The sequence below is a fragment of the Exiguobacterium sp. FD-YE-25-4 genome (assembly GCF_057004685.1).
Window position 1 is genome coordinate 1,897,688 of sequence record NZ_CM168041.1, and the last position, 17,175, is coordinate 1,914,862.

At 52.9% G+C, this 17,175-nt stretch carries 17 protein-coding genes; 4 read left to right on the plus strand and 13 right to left on the minus strand.

Annotated elements, in window-relative coordinates; translation table 11 throughout:
- Positions 1 to 50: 50 nt before the first annotated feature.
- The 5 genes from pfkA to dnaE all read right to left on the minus strand — a co-directional run bounded on the left by pfkA (position 51) and on the right by dnaE (position 6,777).
- Positions 51 to 1,019, minus strand: a complete 969-nt coding sequence (pfkA, locus tag AC13H5_RS09830) for a 6-phosphofructokinase (RefSeq protein WP_034778227.1) — start codon at positions 1,017 to 1,019, stop codon at positions 51 to 53.
- 160 nt (positions 1,020 to 1,179) lie between these two features.
- Complete coding sequence (locus AC13H5_RS09835) at positions 1,180 to 2,115, minus strand: acetyl-CoA carboxylase carboxyltransferase subunit alpha (RefSeq protein WP_034778229.1); 936 nt, start codon at positions 2,113 to 2,115, stop codon at positions 1,180 to 1,182.
- A complete protein-coding gene (gene accD, locus AC13H5_RS09840) occupies positions 2,108 to 2,962 on the minus strand; it encodes an acetyl-CoA carboxylase, carboxyltransferase subunit beta (protein ID WP_034779984.1) in 855 nt (284 codons plus the stop codon). The genes AC13H5_RS09835 and accD overlap by 8 nt, the downstream gene beginning before the upstream one ends.
- A gap of 14 nt (positions 2,963 to 2,976) precedes the next feature.
- Entirely contained in the window at positions 2,977 to 3,531 is a 555-nt protein-coding gene (locus tag AC13H5_RS09845; RefSeq protein WP_034778231.1) for a FadR/GntR family transcriptional regulator, read from the minus strand.
- A 75-nt stretch (positions 3,532 to 3,606) separates the two neighbouring features.
- Positions 3,607 to 6,777, minus strand: coding sequence for a DNA polymerase III subunit alpha (gene dnaE, locus AC13H5_RS09850; RefSeq protein WP_214823154.1), 3,171 nt, complete (start codon positions 6,775 to 6,777; stop codon positions 3,607 to 3,609).
- Between the two features lie 103 nt (positions 6,778 to 6,880).
- Between dnaE and AC13H5_RS09855 the strand changes: the two genes are divergently transcribed.
- A complete protein-coding gene (locus AC13H5_RS09855; protein ID WP_034778236.1) occupies positions 6,881 to 7,072 on the plus strand; it encodes a YtzJ family protein in 192 nt (63 codons plus the stop codon).
- A gap of 18 nt (positions 7,073 to 7,090) precedes the next feature.
- On the opposite strand, the gene AC13H5_RS09860 is transcribed toward AC13H5_RS09855, so the two are convergent.
- A complete protein-coding gene (locus AC13H5_RS09860; RefSeq protein ID WP_214706652.1) occupies positions 7,091 to 8,056 on the minus strand; it encodes a DHH family phosphoesterase in 966 nt (321 codons plus the stop codon).
- Positions 8,057 to 8,133: 77 nt separating this feature from the next.
- Here AC13H5_RS09860 and AC13H5_RS09865 point away from each other — a divergent pair, with 77 nt between their 5' ends.
- Positions 8,134 to 8,448, plus strand: coding sequence for a YtpI family protein (locus AC13H5_RS09865; protein ID WP_233004412.1), 315 nt, complete (start codon positions 8,134 to 8,136; stop codon positions 8,446 to 8,448).
- A gap of 45 nt (positions 8,449 to 8,493) precedes the next feature.
- Here AC13H5_RS09865 and AC13H5_RS09870 read toward each other — a convergent pair whose 3' ends face one another.
- Positions 8,494 to 9,804, minus strand: a complete 1,311-nt coding sequence (locus AC13H5_RS09870) for a DRTGG domain-containing protein (protein ID WP_034778238.1) — start codon at positions 9,802 to 9,804, stop codon at positions 8,494 to 8,496.
- Between the two features lie 161 nt (positions 9,805 to 9,965).
- On the opposite strand from AC13H5_RS09870, the gene AC13H5_RS09875 reads away from it, so the two are divergent.
- Positions 9,966 to 11,063: a M24 family metallopeptidase gene (locus AC13H5_RS09875; protein WP_034778239.1), complete on the plus strand. Its 1,098-nt coding sequence runs from the start codon at positions 9,966 to 9,968 to the stop codon at positions 11,061 to 11,063.
- Between the two features lie 46 nt (positions 11,064 to 11,109).
- On the opposite strand, the gene AC13H5_RS09880 is transcribed toward AC13H5_RS09875, so the two are convergent.
- A complete protein-coding gene (locus tag AC13H5_RS09880; protein ID WP_483545664.1) occupies positions 11,110 to 11,832 on the minus strand; it encodes a metallophosphoesterase family protein in 723 nt (240 codons plus the stop codon).
- Between the two features lie 12 nt (positions 11,833 to 11,844).
- Positions 11,845 to 12,570, minus strand: coding sequence for an SDR family oxidoreductase (locus AC13H5_RS09885; protein WP_483545665.1), 726 nt, complete (start codon positions 12,568 to 12,570; stop codon positions 11,845 to 11,847).
- Positions 12,571 to 12,753: 183 nt separating this feature from the next.
- On the opposite strand from AC13H5_RS09885, the gene AC13H5_RS09890 reads away from it, so the two are divergent.
- Positions 12,754 to 13,191, plus strand: a complete 438-nt coding sequence (locus AC13H5_RS09890) for a universal stress protein (protein WP_021065608.1) — start codon at positions 12,754 to 12,756, stop codon at positions 13,189 to 13,191.
- Between the two features lie 52 nt (positions 13,192 to 13,243).
- Here AC13H5_RS09890 and AC13H5_RS09895 read toward each other — a convergent pair whose 3' ends face one another.
- The 4 genes from AC13H5_RS09895 to tpx form a co-directional block, all read right to left on the minus strand.
- Complete coding sequence (locus AC13H5_RS09895) at positions 13,244 to 13,840, minus strand: 3D domain-containing protein (protein ID WP_034778247.1); 597 nt, start codon at positions 13,838 to 13,840, stop codon at positions 13,244 to 13,246.
- A gap of 431 nt (positions 13,841 to 14,271) precedes the next feature.
- Positions 14,272 to 15,483 carry an acetate kinase gene (locus tag AC13H5_RS09900; RefSeq protein WP_021065605.1) on the minus strand — a complete coding sequence of 404 codons (1,212 nt, stop codon included), beginning with the start codon at positions 15,481 to 15,483 and terminating at the stop codon, positions 14,272 to 14,274.
- A 126-nt stretch (positions 15,484 to 15,609) separates the two neighbouring features.
- On the minus strand, positions 15,610 to 16,497 hold the full coding sequence (locus AC13H5_RS09905) for a class I SAM-dependent methyltransferase (protein ID WP_034778248.1): 888 nt from the start codon (positions 16,495 to 16,497) through the stop codon (positions 15,610 to 15,612).
- A gap of 99 nt (positions 16,498 to 16,596) precedes the next feature.
- Positions 16,597 to 17,085 (minus strand): thiol peroxidase, encoded by a 489-nt coding sequence (gene tpx, locus AC13H5_RS09910; RefSeq protein WP_131471299.1) that lies wholly within the window; start codon positions 17,083 to 17,085, stop codon positions 16,597 to 16,599.
- Positions 17,086 to 17,175 lie beyond the last annotated feature (90 nt).

A 17,175-nucleotide genomic window follows, 5' to 3' on the forward strand; every position in this document is an offset into this window, starting at 1 on the left:
CGGGGGGTCAACCGACCTGATCCCGTCTCTGTGGAGTTCACTGGTACTCGTTAAATCGAAAGTTGGTTCGAAAGATCGATCAACTGCATATCGAGCGTGTGCTTGTTGTGATCGAGCGCTTCGTCGATATCGAGATCCATCATCTTACCGGCACGAATGCCGACGACACGTCCTGCCTTGCCTTCGAGTAAAATCTCGACAGCGTAAGCACCCATGCGGCTCGCAAGCACGCGGTCCGCAGCAGTCGGGGAACCGCCACGTTGAATGTGTCCAAGAATCGTCACGCGTGTCTCTGAGTTTGTCTTCTCAGCGATCATCTTTCCGATCTCTTCCGCACTGCCGGCGCCTTCAGCGACGACGACGATCGAGTGTTTCTTACCGCGAGCCACACCATGGTTGATGCGTTCCACGATCGCACTCAAGTCTTCTGGACGTTCTGGGACGAGGATTGACTCGGCACCGCCGGCAAGACCGGCATAAAGTGCGATATCACCTGCGTCACGGCCCATCACTTCAATGACATACGTCCGTTCATGCGACGACGCCGTGTCACGGATTTTGTCAATCGCGTCAAGCGCCGTGTTGAGCGCTGTGTCGAATCCGATTGTCGCATCTGTACCCGGGATATCGTTGTCGATCGTTCCCGGCAGACCAATTGTTGGGAAACCGAGTTCTGTCAACTTTTGGGCGCCACGGTATGAACCGTCTCCACCAATTACTACGAGCGCGTCGATGTCGAATTTCTTCAACTGCTCGACCGCTTTCGCACGACCCTCTTCCGTTCTAAACTCAGGGCAACGGGCCGAACGTAAGAATGTTCCTCCGCGTTGAATGATATCGCCGACCGAACCGAGGTTCAATTCGACGAGATCTCCTTCGATTAGACCTTGATAGCCGTTATACACACCGTACACTTCTAGACCTTCGAAAATTGCTTTTCGGGTCACGGCACGGACTGCAGCGTTCATTCCAGGGGCGTCTCCCCCACTTGTCAATACCGCAATACGTTTTAAATTCACGTCACTCACCTCTTATGTGTTTTAACGAAATCTGAAAATAAAATACCATGTCTGACCTTTGTTTTACAACACAAGTATGTGAAAAAAAAGCATGGGGTGTGCTCAAAACCAGTCATCTCGTGAGTGAATGAACGTGAACCCGAAGCGGTTGTTAACGTTTTCACGAGCCAATTGTGCCAATTTGATGATATTTGGCGGCCCGCCCTTGCAACAACTCATTTTGAGTCCGGCCTCGCAACTCCGTCATGTGTTGTGCTAATACAGGCTTTAAGAGTGATGACTGTAATGACACATCGATGTGGGCGCCGCCGAATACCTCGGTGACGACTTCATCGACAATCCCTAAATTCAGCAAATCTTGTGCTGTGATCTTCATCGTCTCCGCTGCGCGTTCTGCGAGCTTCGCGTCTTTCCACAAGAGCGCGGCGGCGCCTTCTGGTGAAATGACCGAATACGTGCTGTTCTCTAACATGAGCAGACGGTCACAGACACCAATCCCGAGCGCTCCGCCCGACCCGCCTTCTCCGATGACGATCGAGATAATCGGCACTTTCAACGTCGCCATCTCGAACAAGTTGCGCGCAATCGCCTCGCTTTGTCCACGCTCTTCGGCGGCTTTCCCAGGGTAAGCGCCTTTCGTATCGATGAACGTGATGACAGGACGATTGAACTTTTCCGCTTGCTTCATAAAGCGAAGCGCTTTGCGATAGCCTTCTGGATGCGGCATCCCAAAGTTACGTTTCATGTTCTCTTTCGTGTTACGACCTCGTTGATGGCCGATAATTGTCACCGCTGTCCCGTCGAGTGTGGCCAATCCCGTTACGATGGCAGCATCATCATAGCCGTGACGGTCACCGTGCAACTCGATGAAATCTGGAAACAGTTGGGTGATATAATCGAGCGTCGTCGGCCGTTTCGGGTTACGCGCCAGTTGCACGCGATCCCACGGTTTCATATTCCCATAAATGTCTTTTTCTAATCGATGAAGCTTTGCTTCAAGATGACGGATTTCTCGAGATAAGTCGATGCCTTTCGTCTCTGCCGTCTCGCGCAACTTCCCGAGCTGTTCGTTTACTTCTTTGATTGGATCAAACATGATGGACCTCCCCGCCGTGTAACTCGATCATCTTCTTCAAGAACGAACGCATCTGTTCACGGTGAACGACGGCGTCCAGTTGCCCCGCTTCTAACAAGAACTCGGCAGTTTGGAAGTTGTCTGGCAATTTCTCACGAATCGTCTGTTCGATGATGCGGCGCCCGGCGAAGCCGATCAACGCCCCAGGTTCGGCGACGTTCACATCACCGAGCATCGCGAAACTGGCTGATACGCCGCCTGTCGTCGGGTGCGTCAAGTAGGCGACGTACAAGAGACCGGCCTCGTCATGTTGTTTCAACGCAATCGACGTATTGGCCATCTGCATCAAGCTGACCATGCCTTCTTGCATGCGCGCTCCGCCTGAAGCGGTGAACAGGACGACCGGCAATCGTTCTTTCGTCGCGGTCCGGACGGCCGAGGCGATCGCTTCTCCGACATACGCCCCCATCGATCCCATACGGAAGCGGGCATCCATGACGCAGACGACGACCGGGAGCCCATCGATCGTGGCGCGGCCACAGACGATGGCTTCTTCAATCCCAGTTCGCTCCCTGTCTTTTTTCAATTTATCTTCATAATCTGGAAAATCAAGCGGGTTCTCTTTGACGAGCGGTCCCGCAAATTTTTCAAACGATTGACCGTCGACCAACATGTGAATCCGCTCATCTGCACTGAGCGGGAAATGGTAGCCGCAATCACACACTTTATGATTTTCGTTTAACTGTTTCGTGTAATGCATATATTTACAGGATGGACATTTTGTCATCAAGCCTTGTGGTGCGTCAATTTTTGGTTCTCGTTGACGCAAAGGCATATATCGTTTCGGTTTCTTGAAAAAAGCAGTCATCGCTTCCCCCTCGTTCATTCCGGCATCCCCGCCTCACGCCACATCTCCAACAATCGTCTACGTTCATCTTCAGTATACAAGTCGCCCGCGTCCGTCCCGTCATAAAATCGGTTTACTTCACTCCAAATTCGAATGAACAGTTCATTCTTCAACCCGAAGATGAGATGCTGCCGGAAGGCACGGTCCGTCTCCACACTCCCCTCGAGCAACGCGATGCGTTCCGGGGTCGGTTCGACTTCCGTCAACGCCAAGCGTTCGAGCAGTCGCAACATATCGACAATGTCCGACGCCTTCGTCTGTTTCGTGACGATAAACTCTGACAAAATCTCAATATACCGATGCCGATCTTGCTCACATAAAAACGTGCCGCCGCCATGTCTCGTCTCAACGATTCCAAGGAAGCTGAGTGCCCGTAACGCTTCACGGACCGAGGCACGGCTGATGGATAGCGTCTCGGCGAGTTCCCGTTCTGACGGGAGACGGTCGCCTGGCTCGAGTGAGGCCTGGACGATCAACGTTCTAATTTTTGAAATGTTTTCGTGAAATGAGGATGCGTGTTTTCCATGCATCTGACCGTTCAACTCCCTTTTTGGATGGCATTTTCTCTAAAGTGGTCAGACCAATTAATCAGATTATACCACTTTTTATGACTTGGTACTAGTTTTCGTACCGGGCAATTTCGAGTCGACCCGCTTCAACACGACATCCGTTTCACCAAACCGTTGTTTCAACGCCAAGAGCAATGACTCCGTCGGATTGATCGCATACGCCGAGGCAAGTTGCTTCACTTCCTTTGAATCCGAGAACCGACAAATAACCGGCACATCCCCTTTGGACGTATGGAGCAACTCTTCGAGGTCGGCGAACGACTCCAAGCGCAGACGGACAAAGAGCGCTTGTCCATGGAGCGGCCGGACCCGCTCGACGACGAGTTGACGCCGTCCGTCCCGTTCATTTGGATGAACCTCGAGCAAGAGGACGTTCCCGACGTAAAGCGAGCGCGAAAATTGCGCGAACACCCGCGGGAAGATGACGACCTCATCTTGCGACACACCGTCATCGACCATGACGACACCCATCTCTTCGTTCTTCTTCGTCTTGAACGTCCGAATCGCGTCCACATAGACGACGATGAATCCGCGTTCGCCATGGAGCACTTCATCAATCGTCACCGTCTCGATCGAGAGCGGCGCGACCGTCGTCAATGGCGAATGGACGATCCACGTCCCGAGCGCCTCTCGTTCTTCCTCGGACCAATTCGGCTCAATCGGCGCGGATCGTTTTAATCCGAGCGCGGACAACTCATCCGGGAGCAGATGCGTCTCCGTCTCCTCGCGAAGCCGTTCGACCGCTTCAAAGGCACGTCGACGCTCACCGTGGTACATCCGATCCAACGCCCCAGCACCGAGCAGGCGTCGCAGTTTCATATGGTCTTTCGTTCCCCAGTCCATGAGTTCAAGCAGACGCTTCACATCCGTGAACTCGGCATGATGCTCAATCAACCGCTCGACATCGCGTTTCGTCAACCCTTGGACCGCCTTCAGTCCGAGACGCACGCCGGGCCCTTCTAAAAAGGCGGCGGCTTGTCCGTGCAGAACGTCGGGCGGATAGACAGGGATTTTTCCTTTCCGCAACATGCGGACGAGCTGATTCGTCTTGTCGTACGTCACGAGGTAGAAGATTCGTTCAAAGTGCGCCTTCACATAAGCTAGACGGTAACTGATCAAACTGTAGGCGACGGCGTGGGAACGGTTGAAGCCGTAACCAGCGAACTTCTCGATCCACGAGAACACTTGCCGCATCGAGTCAATGTTGAACCGCTCCGACGAACGTTCTAAGAAGCGGGCTTTCTCGACGTCAATCGCTGCCACGTCTTTTTTGGCGATGGCGCGGCGTATCAAATCCGCCTCGGCGTATGAATACCCCGCGAGCTCCCGCAACAAGCGCATGACTTGTTCCTGATAGACGAGCACGCCGTTCGTCGTCCGCATGATGTCGCCGACGACCGGATGGACCGCTTGATAAGGCATCCCATGCTTGCGCTTCGCATACGTATCGATGAACTGCATCGGCCCCGGACGATAGAGCGACATCGTGACAACGATATCCTCGAACTCGGTCGGCTTCACTTGCCGAAGCGCTTGTTTCATCCCTTCCGACTCAAATTGGAAGATCCCGTCCGTGTCACCCCGGGCGAGCACGCGGAACGTCTTGGCGTCATTCAATGGGATCGTCTTCAGCGAAAACAGTTCATCCGTCTCCCGAATCAGCGCCTCCATCTGCCGGAGCCTCGTCAAGTTGCGCAGGCCGAGCAAATCGATTTTCAACAGACCGAGCGCTTCGAGATCCTTCATATTATATTGGGTCACTTGCTCCCCTGTCGTCGGCTGCAACGGTGTGATCGCATCAAGTGCCTCCCGGCTGAGCACAAGGCCGGCCGCATGGACCGAAGCTTGGCGCGGTAACCCTTCCAACTCGGAGGCGATTTTCAAGAGCTGCGAGCGCTTTTGACTGCCGGCGAACCATTTCACTTTCGAAGGGTTGGCCAAAATCCCGGCCAACCCGTCATCTTTTACTTGTTTGCTGGCCGCTTGTCCTTCTTCAAGCGTCAGACCGAGCGCCCGCGCGACATCCCGTAACGCCGCCTTTGCACCGAACGTGGCGAGCGTACCGATTTGGGCCGCATGGTTTTCACCATACTTCTCCAACACGTAGCGAACGACCTCATCGCGTCGTTCATCCTCGAAGTCCAAGTCGATATCCGGCATCGTGATTCGTTCCGGATTCAAAAATCGTTCGAACAAGAGACCGAACCGGACTGGGTCGACCTCGGTGATGTGAAGCGCGAAACTGACGAGCGACCCGGCCGCGGAACCACGACCCGGACCGACCTCGATCCCTTGTTCCTTCGCATAGCGAACGATATCTTCGACGATGAGGAAGTAAGAGGCGAAACCCGTCCGCGCGATGATATCGAGTTCATAGCGGGCCCGTTCTATATAATCTTCTTGGAATAGGTCGAGCGCCTTTAAGCGGTCGGCGACGAGTCGCTTCAACCGGTCGATGGCACCTTCGAATTCTGGGATGGATGTTGTCGCTTGCGGCAACCGAGTGACGGACACGAGAGATTCGAATCGGTCGAGTGCCTCGAGTTCGATCGGTTCAAACCAATCGTTCATCTCACTCGGTAGGCGGACGTATTTCCCTTTCTGGTGAACGTCTTCTTGCGAGATGAGCTCTCCTTCGCCGATGGCGACGATGGCACGATACGCCTCGAAATCTTCTGGGCGCATGTAACACGTCTCGGGGGCCGGCACGAGCTTCGTGCCGAGCTCCTCCCGCATCTCGCGGAGCTGCCTGAGCATCAACGTCTGCTCCGTCGTTTGGGGCGCCGGCAATCCGAGCCATAGTTTCTCCTCGTTCACGTAACCGAGCAGATGGTTATACAAGCGCCTGCGGTGAACTGGGTCGTTCGTCTTCCAATTCTCCGGTAAGACGACTACCGCCAGTTCGGTCGTCTCGGTCACTCCATCGGCCTGCACAAGGCGATACAGTTCCGGCAACTGTTCCTCGGTCAACGCGTAGACGAGGACAGACACGTCAAACCCGTCCATCCGCAGCTTGGTCCGCAACCCGATGACAGGTTTGACCGCATAGCGTTCGCACAATCGGACGAACTGCGGCAAGCCGTATAATGCATCGTCAGCGAGCGCGACGGCCCGACTCCCTCTCTCAGCCATCAGCGCGACGTATTGTTCAAGTCGAATCGTGCTCTGCATCAAACTAAAAGCCGATCGTACATTCAAGTGGATCACAAGATCCCCCCTTTCTTTTTTTCACAATTGTCAAACTCATTCCGGCACTTGTCTGATACAATAATTATAGACAAAACTTCTCCTAAAAGGGGGTATAAACCGTATGATTATTAATCGGGGTAAAATCGCACGAGACAAGCTCGAAAATTTACAGAACGGCCAGACCGTCTTCGCCGATAGCCCGGAGATTATCGACCGACTTCGCCGCTATATCGCCGAGTATCAACTCGACGTCGTCGAGGACGTGACCGACCGCGGCACATGGTTCATCCCACAAGATCAGGACAAAAGCTGAAGAGAGCTGACCAACGGGTCAGCTCTCTTCTGTTTCGAACGTGAATGGCGCCGCGACTTCATCGAGTGCCGCAATCACTTCGTCCATCTCTTCCCATGTATCGATCGTGGCACCGGCTGCCATCGGATGGCCGCCACCGCGATAGCGTTTCGCCACTTCATTGATAACCGGCCCTTTCGAACGGATTCGGACCCGAATCTCATCTTTGTTCTCGACGAACATGACCCAGCACTTCAATCCTTCGAGTCCTGAGAAACTGTTGACGAGCAACGATGCCGCTTCCGGTGTCGCGTGGAACGTGCGCAAGACGTCCGCATCGATCTTGACATAGCCGACACCCGCTTCTGTCACGTTGACGTTTTGAAGCACATAGCCTTGGAGCTGTAACGTCGCCAAGTTCGTCTTATACATTTGACGATACAACCGATTCGTATCGATGCCGTAGTTGATCAATTCGGCGGCGACCTCAAACGTGCGCGGCGTCGCATTGCGGAACTGGAACCGTCCCGTGTCGCCGACGATTCCGGCGAACAACAAGAATGCGGACGCCTCGTCAAGGGCAAGCCCCCAGATTCCCGCAAGTTCAGCAATCATCTCCGACGTCGAACTGACCGTCGTGTCGACGATTTGATGGGTCGCATACGCGTCCTCATCAGGGTGGTGATCGATTTTGACGACCGTCTTGCCTGTTAAGGCGTGTGGCCCATCGATTCGTTCGTGGTTAGCCGTGTCGAGCACGATGACGAGCGCGTCTTTGTACATGTCGGCTTCAACATGCTCCATCTTGCCTAAAAATTCTAAGTCGCGGACGATGCCGCCGACGACGTAAATTCGTTTTTCCGGATAAGCGACCTCTAACATCCGCTTCAACCCTAGCTGACTGCCGAGCGCGTCAGGGTCAGGACGGACGTGTCGGTGGATCATGATCGTATCCGCCGCTTCAATCAATTTCAATATCGTTGCTGCCTCTGGCCAGTGTGCCATCGCCATTCCTCGCTTTCTTGAACACTATTCTATGGTATGATGATAACAGATTACACGTCTGAAAGGGGTTTCTTCACTTGGGTCAATTAATTATGATCGGACTCATTTTGTTTTCGTTAGGTGCCTATTTCGTTTCTAAACGACGCGCCTATTTGACGAAGACACCATACCGGAAAGCGCTCTTTAACACGCAAGCGCTCATCTGGTTGAGCCTGTTCCTCGCACTTTTCGCCGTCAACCAGATGATCGGCGGCCTCGGGCTCGGCTCGACAATCGGTTGGATCGTCAGCATCGCCATGCTCGTCCTAGGGCTAGGCAATGCCGTCGTCGGGTTCATCCGGTACCGTAAAATCTATCCGCTCGCGAACGAAGAGCCGATCAAACAAGCATAAGGGCAGACAGAAACGAGCTGATGACATCATCAGCTCGTTTTTTAGTTAACGGTCGATCAATTGCGCCGTAACGAGCGCTTTGGCAACGAGTTGCGTGCCTTGCGTCATCTCGACGTCGACTTTCCCGAACTTCCGACCGAGGTCGAACACGTTGGCCGAGACTCGAATTTGACTCTCGATTTGAATCGGTTTCATGAAATAGACCGTGATATTCTCGACGACGAGGTCGCCTTTTTTCATATGACGCAGACTCCGGGTCGCCCCTTCGACAAGTAACGTCGTCAAGACACCTGACGACGCCGTCCCCATGTGGCTCGTCATTTGCGGCGCGACCTCGACGGTGAACGCGGTCCCGTTCGAGTTCGGATCTTCTTTCAATTGGTTCGTGATCATATTGTCGAACGTCTCGCCGACTTGCGGTTGACGGTTGGCGAGTTGGAGCGCCTTCAAGACGTCTTGGCGGCTGATGATTCCGAGCAGACGGCCGTAGTTGTCGACAACCGGCAACATCTCGATACCTTCCCATACCATTTGATGGGCGGCATTGGTGACGCTCGTCTGAACGCCGACCGTGATCGGGCTCTTCGTCATCACTTTCTCGATTTCGGTGTCATGCGGGCGGTCAATCAAGTCTTTCGCCGTGATGACCCCGACGACTTTCATCTGTTCGTCGATGACGGGATAGCGATTATGTTTCGTCCGTTCATTCAGCTCATGCCAGCGTTTGACCGTATCGTCCACTTTTAAATAGAACGTGTCGTGGAGCGGAATGACGATATCCGATACGAGTAGAATCTCTTTTTTGATCAAACGGTCATAGATGGCACGGTTGATCATCGTCGCGACGGTGAAACTATCATAGGAAGTCGAGATGACCGGCATGTGGTATTTATCCGCCATCCGCTTCACTTCGTCGGTCGTATCGAATCCACCTGTGATCAAGACGGCACCGCCAGACTGGAGCACGAGTTCATGCGCCTTTTCCCGGTTTCCGATGATGACGAGCGAGTCGACATCGATGTAACGCATCATCGCTTCGAGCTTCATCGCCCCGATGACGAACTTCGAGAGCGTCTTATGCAGCCCGTCACGGCCGCCGAGCACTTGCCCGTCCACGATATTGACGACTTCAGCGAACGTCAGTTTTTCGATATTCTCTTTGTGCTTACGCTTGATTCGGATCGTCCCGACCCGTTCGATCGTCGACACAAATCCTAAATTCTCTGCTTCTTTGATGGCCCGATACGCCGTTCCTTCTGATACCGCCAACTCTTTCGCGATTTGGCGGACCGAAATTTTGGACCCGACATCGAGCGACTCGATATGTGCTATGATCTGTTCATGTTTTGTTGTCATGTCACGAGTCCCTTTCCTCAATACATTTTCTGTCATCCTCAGTATACTGTATCAGTCGTTCTTCTTCAAACTGTACTACTGAAATGGTGACATTTCCTTTCCGTTTTGGAAAACGTTATAATGAGAAAGAACGCCAATGAACGAGAAGGAAGGGAAACGAGTTGAATCAACGAACCAACCATATTGCACAATCTTTGGCCACGAAAGGGTTAGACGCCGCTTTCGTCACATCGAAAGCATCGGTCTTCTACTTTTCAGGAGTATACGCCGAGGCTCATGAGCGGCTCATCGCCATTCTTGTCTTGAAGAACGGCACGACCGCGATCGTCTGTCCAGCACTTGAAAAAGGAATCGTCGAAGCGAGCGAGTGGAACGGCGATATCGTCACGTACATGGATCATGAAAACCCATGGGACAAAGTCGTCAAACTGTTCCTCGACCAACAGATCATCCCCGAGCGAATCGGAGTAGAAGGCGAGCATTTGACGTACAATCGCGCCGAGCAACTCCGCGCCGGTTTCGCGGGACTGTCAATCATCGACTTGACGGAAGAGTTGCAGGCACTTCGCATGATCAAGTCACCGGACGAGGTCCGCTTGATGAAGCGCGCCGCCGAACTCGCCGATATGGCGATCGAGGCAGGGATTCGCGCATTGCGTGAAGGCGTGACCGAGCTCGAGGTCATCGCGGAAATCGAGTATGCGATGAAGAAGCAAGGCGTCCGGGAGATGTCGTTCGACACACTTGTGTTGTTCGGTGAGAATAGCGCCGACCCGCACGGTGTACCCGGCAACAATCGCTTGAAGAAAGGCGATTTCGCTTTGTTCGACCTCGGTGTCATTTGGCAAGGATACGCTTCTGACATCACTCGCACCGTCGTCTATGGAGAAGCGAGCACGAAACAACGAGAGATTTACGAGACCGTCCTCAAGGCCGAAGAAGCTGCGATCGAGATGGCGAACGTCGGGACGACGCTCGGCTCGATCGATATCGCGGCCCGTCAAGTCATCACGACGGCCGGCTACGGGGAATACTTCACGCATCGTGTCGGACACGGTATCGGCATCGAAGTACACGAATTCCCGTCAATGGCCGCCAATAACGACATGACGGCCCAAGTCGGGATGACGTTCACCGTCGAACCGGGGATTTATCTCCCTGGCGTCGGCGGCGTCCGCATCGAGGACGACATCGTCATGACCGAGAGTGGCCCGATTCTGTTGACGAGTTATCCGAAAACGCTCCAAGAAATCGATTGAGTCACAAAGAAAGACCAGCCGCGCGCGCGGCTGGTCTTTTTCACGGTCAATAAAAGAGTCGGAACATGACGTCTCGTTGTGGCACGTCACGGCGTTCCATCGTCTCAAGGAACGAGCGTTTGTCATACGGCACGGCTTGTGGGTGAATCGAGAAGCCGGCCTCACCCCACTCGAGGATGCCGTAACGGGCCAAGTCGTCACGGGCGACACCGAGCGCTCCCGGATTGAAATAATGTTTCGCGTCATCCCGAAACATGTGCTCCGGATGATGATGCCCGAAACAGATGACATCCGCCTCATACGCCGCGTAAAGCGACTGCATGTTCGAAAGTGTCGCCTCGACGATGTCGTGGAACGGTTCCTCGGTGATCGGCGTCTCCCGTTTCTCGGTCGGGATATGGTAATGGATGCCGTATACGCGAGTCCCTTCGACAACACGTTCAATCGTGCGCGGCAGCTTGAAGAGCGCCTCCGCATAGGCAGGTTTCAACGTACGCGCCACCCACTCATGATGCGGGCGCGTGTGTGCGTAGCTTTCGGGATGCCCTGTCCCAGCCATGAGCGACAACACGGCCTCGTCATGGTTGCCCGTAATCATGTGCACGCCGCGGTCGAGCAGTCGCGCCATCACTTCGTTCGAATCGGGTCCCATCGCAATCATGTCCCCTAAACTCCAGATTTGATCGATCCGTTGCCGGTCCAGTTCGGCAAGCACCGCATCGAGCGCTTGGACGTTGCCATGGATATCGGTCAATATGGCCAACTTCATGCAGACCCCTCCTTATTTCCGGTATTGATGGACGACGTTGACACCGCCGGTCACATCAATGACAGCACCCGTGACCATGTCAGAATCGTGAGCGAGCAAGAACAGAATCATTCGTGCGATATCTCCGCCCGTCCCGTGCCGGCCGACCGGTGTTTGATCATCCGGTTCGGCCGCTTCGATTCGCATCTCTTTTTGTGCCCCGACAATATTGCCTGGATTGATCATATTGGCTGTGATGCCGTAGGCCGCCTCTTCAAGCGCGACCGATTTCGTCAAACTGACAAGTCCCGTTTTCGCTGCCGCGAACGCCGACCGGTGAATCCAGCCTGGTGCCGTCGCACTTTCCGGGAAGCCGTACGTGATGATGCGGCCGAACTGTTTCGACCGCATGCTCGGGATGGCTCGGCGCATCAACCAAAACGAGGCTGACAAGTTACCCGTGATCACCTCGTCCCATTCTTCGTCAGACAAGTCGACGAGACATTTCCGTTCAAAGATATATGGCCCGGCATTCAAGATGAGCGCGTCCGGTTCTCCGAACTTGGCCACTGCCTCTTCATAGGCACTCAAGACGGCCTGGCGGTCCGTCAACGGCGTCTCAATCATATGTAACCGCTCGTGGTTCCAATTGATCGGCTTCCGTTGCAATACGCTGACGTGCCAACCTTCTTCTAACAGTCGTTCCGTCACAATGCGGCCGATTCCTTTCGCACCGGCCGTGATGACTACGTGTTTCATCGTCATCCCTCCTCTGTATCATCTTACCCGTTCCGTCTGCTCATTTCCAAACTTCAACCTGTTCGGTGAGAAAGTTGTGAATATTTCACACATTTCTGAAAGAACCGGGCGTGAATTTAGGCAGAAGTGGTATACTATACATGTAAGCCGCACGTACATTTCAAGCGAAAGGTTGGGATTTACATGGCAATTGTCTACAAACATATTCTATCTGCCGTCGACGGCTCGAAAGAGGCGGAACGCGCATTTGAAACAGCAATCGACGTCGCCCTTCGAAACGATGGCAAGCTGTATATCGGTCACGTCATCGATACACGGACGTTCGCCACGGTCGAAGCATATGACCGGACGATTACCGAGCGTGCTGAAACGTATGCGAAGGAATTGCTCGAGGACTACGTCAATCGCGCGAAAGAACGTGGTGTCAAAGAAGTCGAGACGGTCATCGAGTACGGCTCTCCAAAAGTGACGATCGCTAAAAAAATCGCACCGAATCACGACATTGACCTCATCATCTGTGGAGCGACCGGCTTGAACGCCGTCGAACGCTTCTTCATCGGTAGCGTCTCTGAAAGCATCGTTCGCTATTCGAAGTGTGACGTTCTCATCGTCCGCCAATAACATGATTCACAAAAGGGCCATCGCAAATGCGATGGCCCTTTTGTATGCCTGATTATAATACTTTGACAGTTACTGTCTTACGACCGAAGTTGAGGGCCGCACTTTGTGAGTACATCAAGATGTCGATTTTGTTGCCTTTGATGGCGCCGCCTGTATCGGCCGCTGTGTATGTGCCCATCAACTTCCCGCCGACGTACACTTGTACTTTCTTACCGAGCGGGATGACGCGCGGATCGACAGCGACGACGTTGCGTTTTTGGGCCCGGACGTTCCAGCCTAATGCCGTCACACCTGAACACCCTTTGCAATACGGTGTGTAAGCCGATGCGTTCATCGTATATGTTTTCACACTAGCCTTCGCGACCGTCTTTTTCACGGTGCGTAAGTATTTAGTAGCGATCCAACCTGCTTTGCCTTTGTAGTTGACGCGAATCCAAGCCCCTTTTGAGCCGGTACGCTGTAATTGTTGTCCTTTGTTGATCTTGCCGATGACTTTTCCGTTGAGTGAACCTGCCGAGCGGACGTTTAATCCGTTAACTTGGCTTTGAACGTAAACTTTTGAAGATGCCTCAACTTGTTGTTGTTGTGGCAAGAGCATAGCGAGTGTCATGACCGTCAGTAGTAAGACCGTTCCAATTTTTTTGAGCATGTGGTTTGTCCTCTCCTAGTCGGTTTGTGAGTTGTAAGTTCATGGTGTCGAATCTGTGGTGCCGTATTCACTGTCACATTTCGCGTTTATTGCTGAATGTTTCGTCCAGATAACTATATGACGAAACATGACGACGTGCGTTTACAACTAAAATTCATTTGAGTGTCATCAAAGTTACGGTTAGATTACAAAACCGCCATCTTTTAAAGAAAGATGACGGTTTTAATAATAATCTTTAGTTTTTGTCACATTAATTACCATTTAAAGGAATTAATATATCTGGATTGTTACGAAAACCTGCTTTCCTTACGTCGAATATTACAAACGAGCTGGATTCATTCGGTCCATTGTCACAATCCCTTCCCCCTTCATGCGTCAAAAGCACTAAAAAAGTCCGTCTCGCAAGGTTGCGGGACGGACTTTGTAATAACTTAAACGTGTGACTCAACGAGGTTGGCGATGCGTACGGTATCGCGTGCGATGACCAACTCTTCGTTCGTTGGGATGATGATGACTTTGACTGGTGAGTGCGGGTAGTTGATGAACAACTCTTTGCCGCGTGCTCCGTTGTTGAGTGATGGATCCCAGTAGACGCCCATGAACTCAAGGCCACGAAGGATGCGCTCACGGATGACGTCAGAGTTTTCTCCGACACCAGCTGTGAAGATGATCGCATCGACACCGTTCATCTCTGCCGCATATTGACCGATATAACCGTGGATGCGGTTCGAGAAGATTTTGAGCGAGACTTCGGCACGGTGGTTGCCTTCAGCCGCTGCTTGCTCGATGTCACGCAAGTCACTCGAGATACCCGAGAGACCGTAGACACCTGACTCTTTGTTCATGACGTTCAATACGTCTTCAGCCGACTTGCCAGTCTTCTGCATCAAGAACGGGATGAGAGCCGGGTCAAGTGATCCCGAGCGCGTTCCCATCGTGATTCCTTCGAGTGGCGTGAAGCCCATTGTCGTGTCAATTGAACGACCACCGGCAACCGCTGCGATTGATGCACCGCTACCGAGGTGGCATGAGATCAAACGAAGGTCTTCAAGCGGACGACCGAGAAGCTCTGCCGCACGTTGCGTGACGTACTTGTGGCTCGTTCCGTGGAAACCGTACTTCCGGACGCCGTGCTCCGTGTAGTACTCGTACGGAAGGCTGTACAAGAAGTTCTCTTCCGGCATCGACTGGTGGAACGCCGTGTCGAAGACCGCGACTTGCGGTACGTTCGGCAAAATCGTTTGGAACGCACGAATCCCCGTCAAGTTTGGCGGGATGTGGAGCGGTCCGAGTTCGACGAACGATTCGATGTTCTTCATGACCTCATCGTCGATAACGACCGAATCCGCGTACAACTCTTTTCCGTGAAGGACACGGTGACCGACGCCTGCGATTTCGTCGAACGACTGAATGATATCAAGGTCGATTAATTTTTCGAGCGAGAGCTCGACCGCTTCTTTATGTGAATGAAGCGGTGTGACGATATGGAACTTTTGTCCTTCGCCATATTTAATCGTGAAGATCGCATCTTCTTTTCCGACACGCTCGACGAGCCCGACGGCGAGCATCTTCTCAGATGGCATCTCGAGAAGCTGGAACTTTAATGACGAACTACCTGCGTTGACTGCCATAATTTTTGTCATGTCATACACCTCTTACCTTTCGATTTAAACACGAGTCTTTATCTGTTCTCTTAAAAACCGATAACTGTATCATAATGAAGATACTTGATATGGCATATGTTTTTCAAGTCTTTTGCCCAATAAAAATTATGTTGTTTTAAACCAATCGTCAATCTGTTTCACAATATTGGCAACCGCACGTACGTCCGTGAACGACGGCAATTCGACGAGGAGCGCTTGTTTCGGGCGTTTGACGCCTTCCCCGAGCTTTTGTAACATCAATAGGCTCTTCGCATATCGCTCATCTTTGAACATCGTCGTCGGGAGTTGCAGAACTCCTTTGACGACGGCCTCACGGTCCATCCACTGTTTTAATTTCCCTTCGTCATCCTGTTCAAACAAATTGTTCGGGATGACGAAGATGCCATGCGCGCCCGGTTTCAGGTGGCGCATCGCTTGTTCGATCAACAAGAAGTGGGAATAGGAATGGCCTTCCTCACGTTTCAAGGCGTAGCCTGACGCCACCTCATCGTTCGGATAGTAGCCGATCGGCAAATCGACGAGCGCTAAATCGCTCGGTTCGACGAACAACGGTGCGAGCGCGTCCTGGTGGAAATACGACACCGGTTTCCCGAGTAAGTTACTGATCGCGTAAGACAGACGTAGCATCGTCTCATCGACTTCGACGGCTTGTGCGGTGGCGTCTTTCAATTGTGTCAACACGGCATGCACGAGTGTCCCCGTCCCGCTCCCAAGTTCGAGCACGCTCGCCCCGTCTTTGACGAGCTTCGTTGCCAAGTACCCGATGAACAGGCTGACGGCGTCCGGCGTCGGTTGATGGTTCGGCGGGAGTGTCGTCGTCTCCTCGAGGACGAGCAGACTGACGGCTTTGCGGACATCATCCGTCTTCTCTTGTTCGACATCGACCCTTTCAAATACTTCAATCAACGCCTCGAGCGGTAACAAATCAAGGTCGGTCGTCAGCTTCTTCGCCTCTTTCTTCCAATCCCGATACAATTGTTCAAATCGTTCCATCTTCGATCATCCTTTCCATACAAAACCGGCCCTCTGATGGAGAGCCGGTCGGTTCACTTCTATTAGTGTAAGCGATTCGTGGTCATTTCGCCAAGCGAATCAGTTCGCTTTATCAAACGCCTCGAGCGCCGCATCGAAATCGACCTCGTCTGTCATCTCATCCATGTACTGGACGTATTGGACCGTACCTTCTGAGTCGATGACGAACACCGAGCGTGCGAGTAGACGGAGCTCTTCCATCAACACGCCGTAAGATTTCGCGAACGATTGGTCGCGGTGGTCCGATAACATGATGACGTTATCGAGGCCCGAGGCCGCACACCAGCGACGTTGTGCGAACGGCAAGTCGTTCGACACGGTCAAGACTGTCCCTCCAAGCGTTGCCGCTTTCTCGTTGAACGCACGCGTTTGTGCATCACAGACGCCTGTATCAATCGACGGGACGACACTAATCAATTTTTTCCCTGGGTATGACGCGAGCGTCACCTCTTCAAGTGCCGTCGTGAGCGCTGTAAAGTCCGGTGCAGCATCTCCGACTTTGACCGGATTCCCTTGCAGTGTAACGGTATTGCCTTTAAATGTTGGCATCGTTTCATCCCCTTTGGTTTGATTTATACTTCTTCATCATATCGATGGTGCCGTCTCGATGACAAACTTCCTGCCTCAGACGGCCTGATT

Coding starts and splice junctions, on each gene's coding strand:
- AC13H5_RS09835 (WP_034778229.1), bottom strand. CDS start 2,115: ATGTTTGATCCAATCAAAGAAGTAAACGAACAGCTCGGGAAGTTGCGC.
- AC13H5_RS09870 (WP_034778238.1), bottom strand. CDS start 9,804: ATGACAACAAAACATGAACAGATCATAGCACATATCGAGTCGCTCGAT.
- AC13H5_RS09895 (WP_034778247.1), bottom strand. CDS start 13,840: ATGCTCAAAAAAATTGGAACGGTCTTACTACTGACGGTCATGACACTC.
- AC13H5_RS09845 (WP_034778231.1), bottom strand. CDS start 3,531: ATGCATGGAAAACACGCATCCTCATTTCACGAAAACATTTCAAAAATT.
- AC13H5_RS09885 (WP_483545665.1), bottom strand. CDS start 12,570: ATGAAACACGTAGTCATCACGGCCGGTGCGAAAGGAATCGGCCGCATT.
- AC13H5_RS09880 (WP_483545664.1), bottom strand. CDS start 11,832: ATGAAGTTGGCCATATTGACCGATATCCATGGCAACGTCCAAGCGCTC.
- tpx (WP_131471299.1), bottom strand. CDS start 17,085: ATGCCAACATTTAAAGGCAATACCGTTACACTGCAAGGGAATCCGGTC.
- AC13H5_RS09890 (WP_021065608.1), top strand. CDS start 12,754: ATGGCAATTGTCTACAAACATATTCTATCTGCCGTCGACGGCTCGAAA.
- AC13H5_RS09900 (WP_021065605.1), bottom strand. CDS start 15,483: ATGACAAAAATTATGGCAGTCAACGCAGGTAGTTCGTCATTAAAGTTC.
- AC13H5_RS09860 (WP_214706652.1), bottom strand. CDS start 8,056: ATGGCACACTGGCCAGAGGCAGCAACGATATTGAAATTGATTGAAGCG.
- accD (WP_034779984.1), bottom strand. CDS start 2,962: ATGACTGCTTTTTTCAAGAAACCGAAACGATATATGCCTTTGCGTCAA.
- AC13H5_RS09855 (WP_034778236.1), top strand. CDS start 6,881: ATGATTATTAATCGGGGTAAAATCGCACGAGACAAGCTCGAAAATTTA.
- AC13H5_RS09905 (WP_034778248.1), bottom strand. CDS start 16,497: ATGGAACGATTTGAACAATTGTATCGGGATTGGAAGAAAGAGGCGAAG.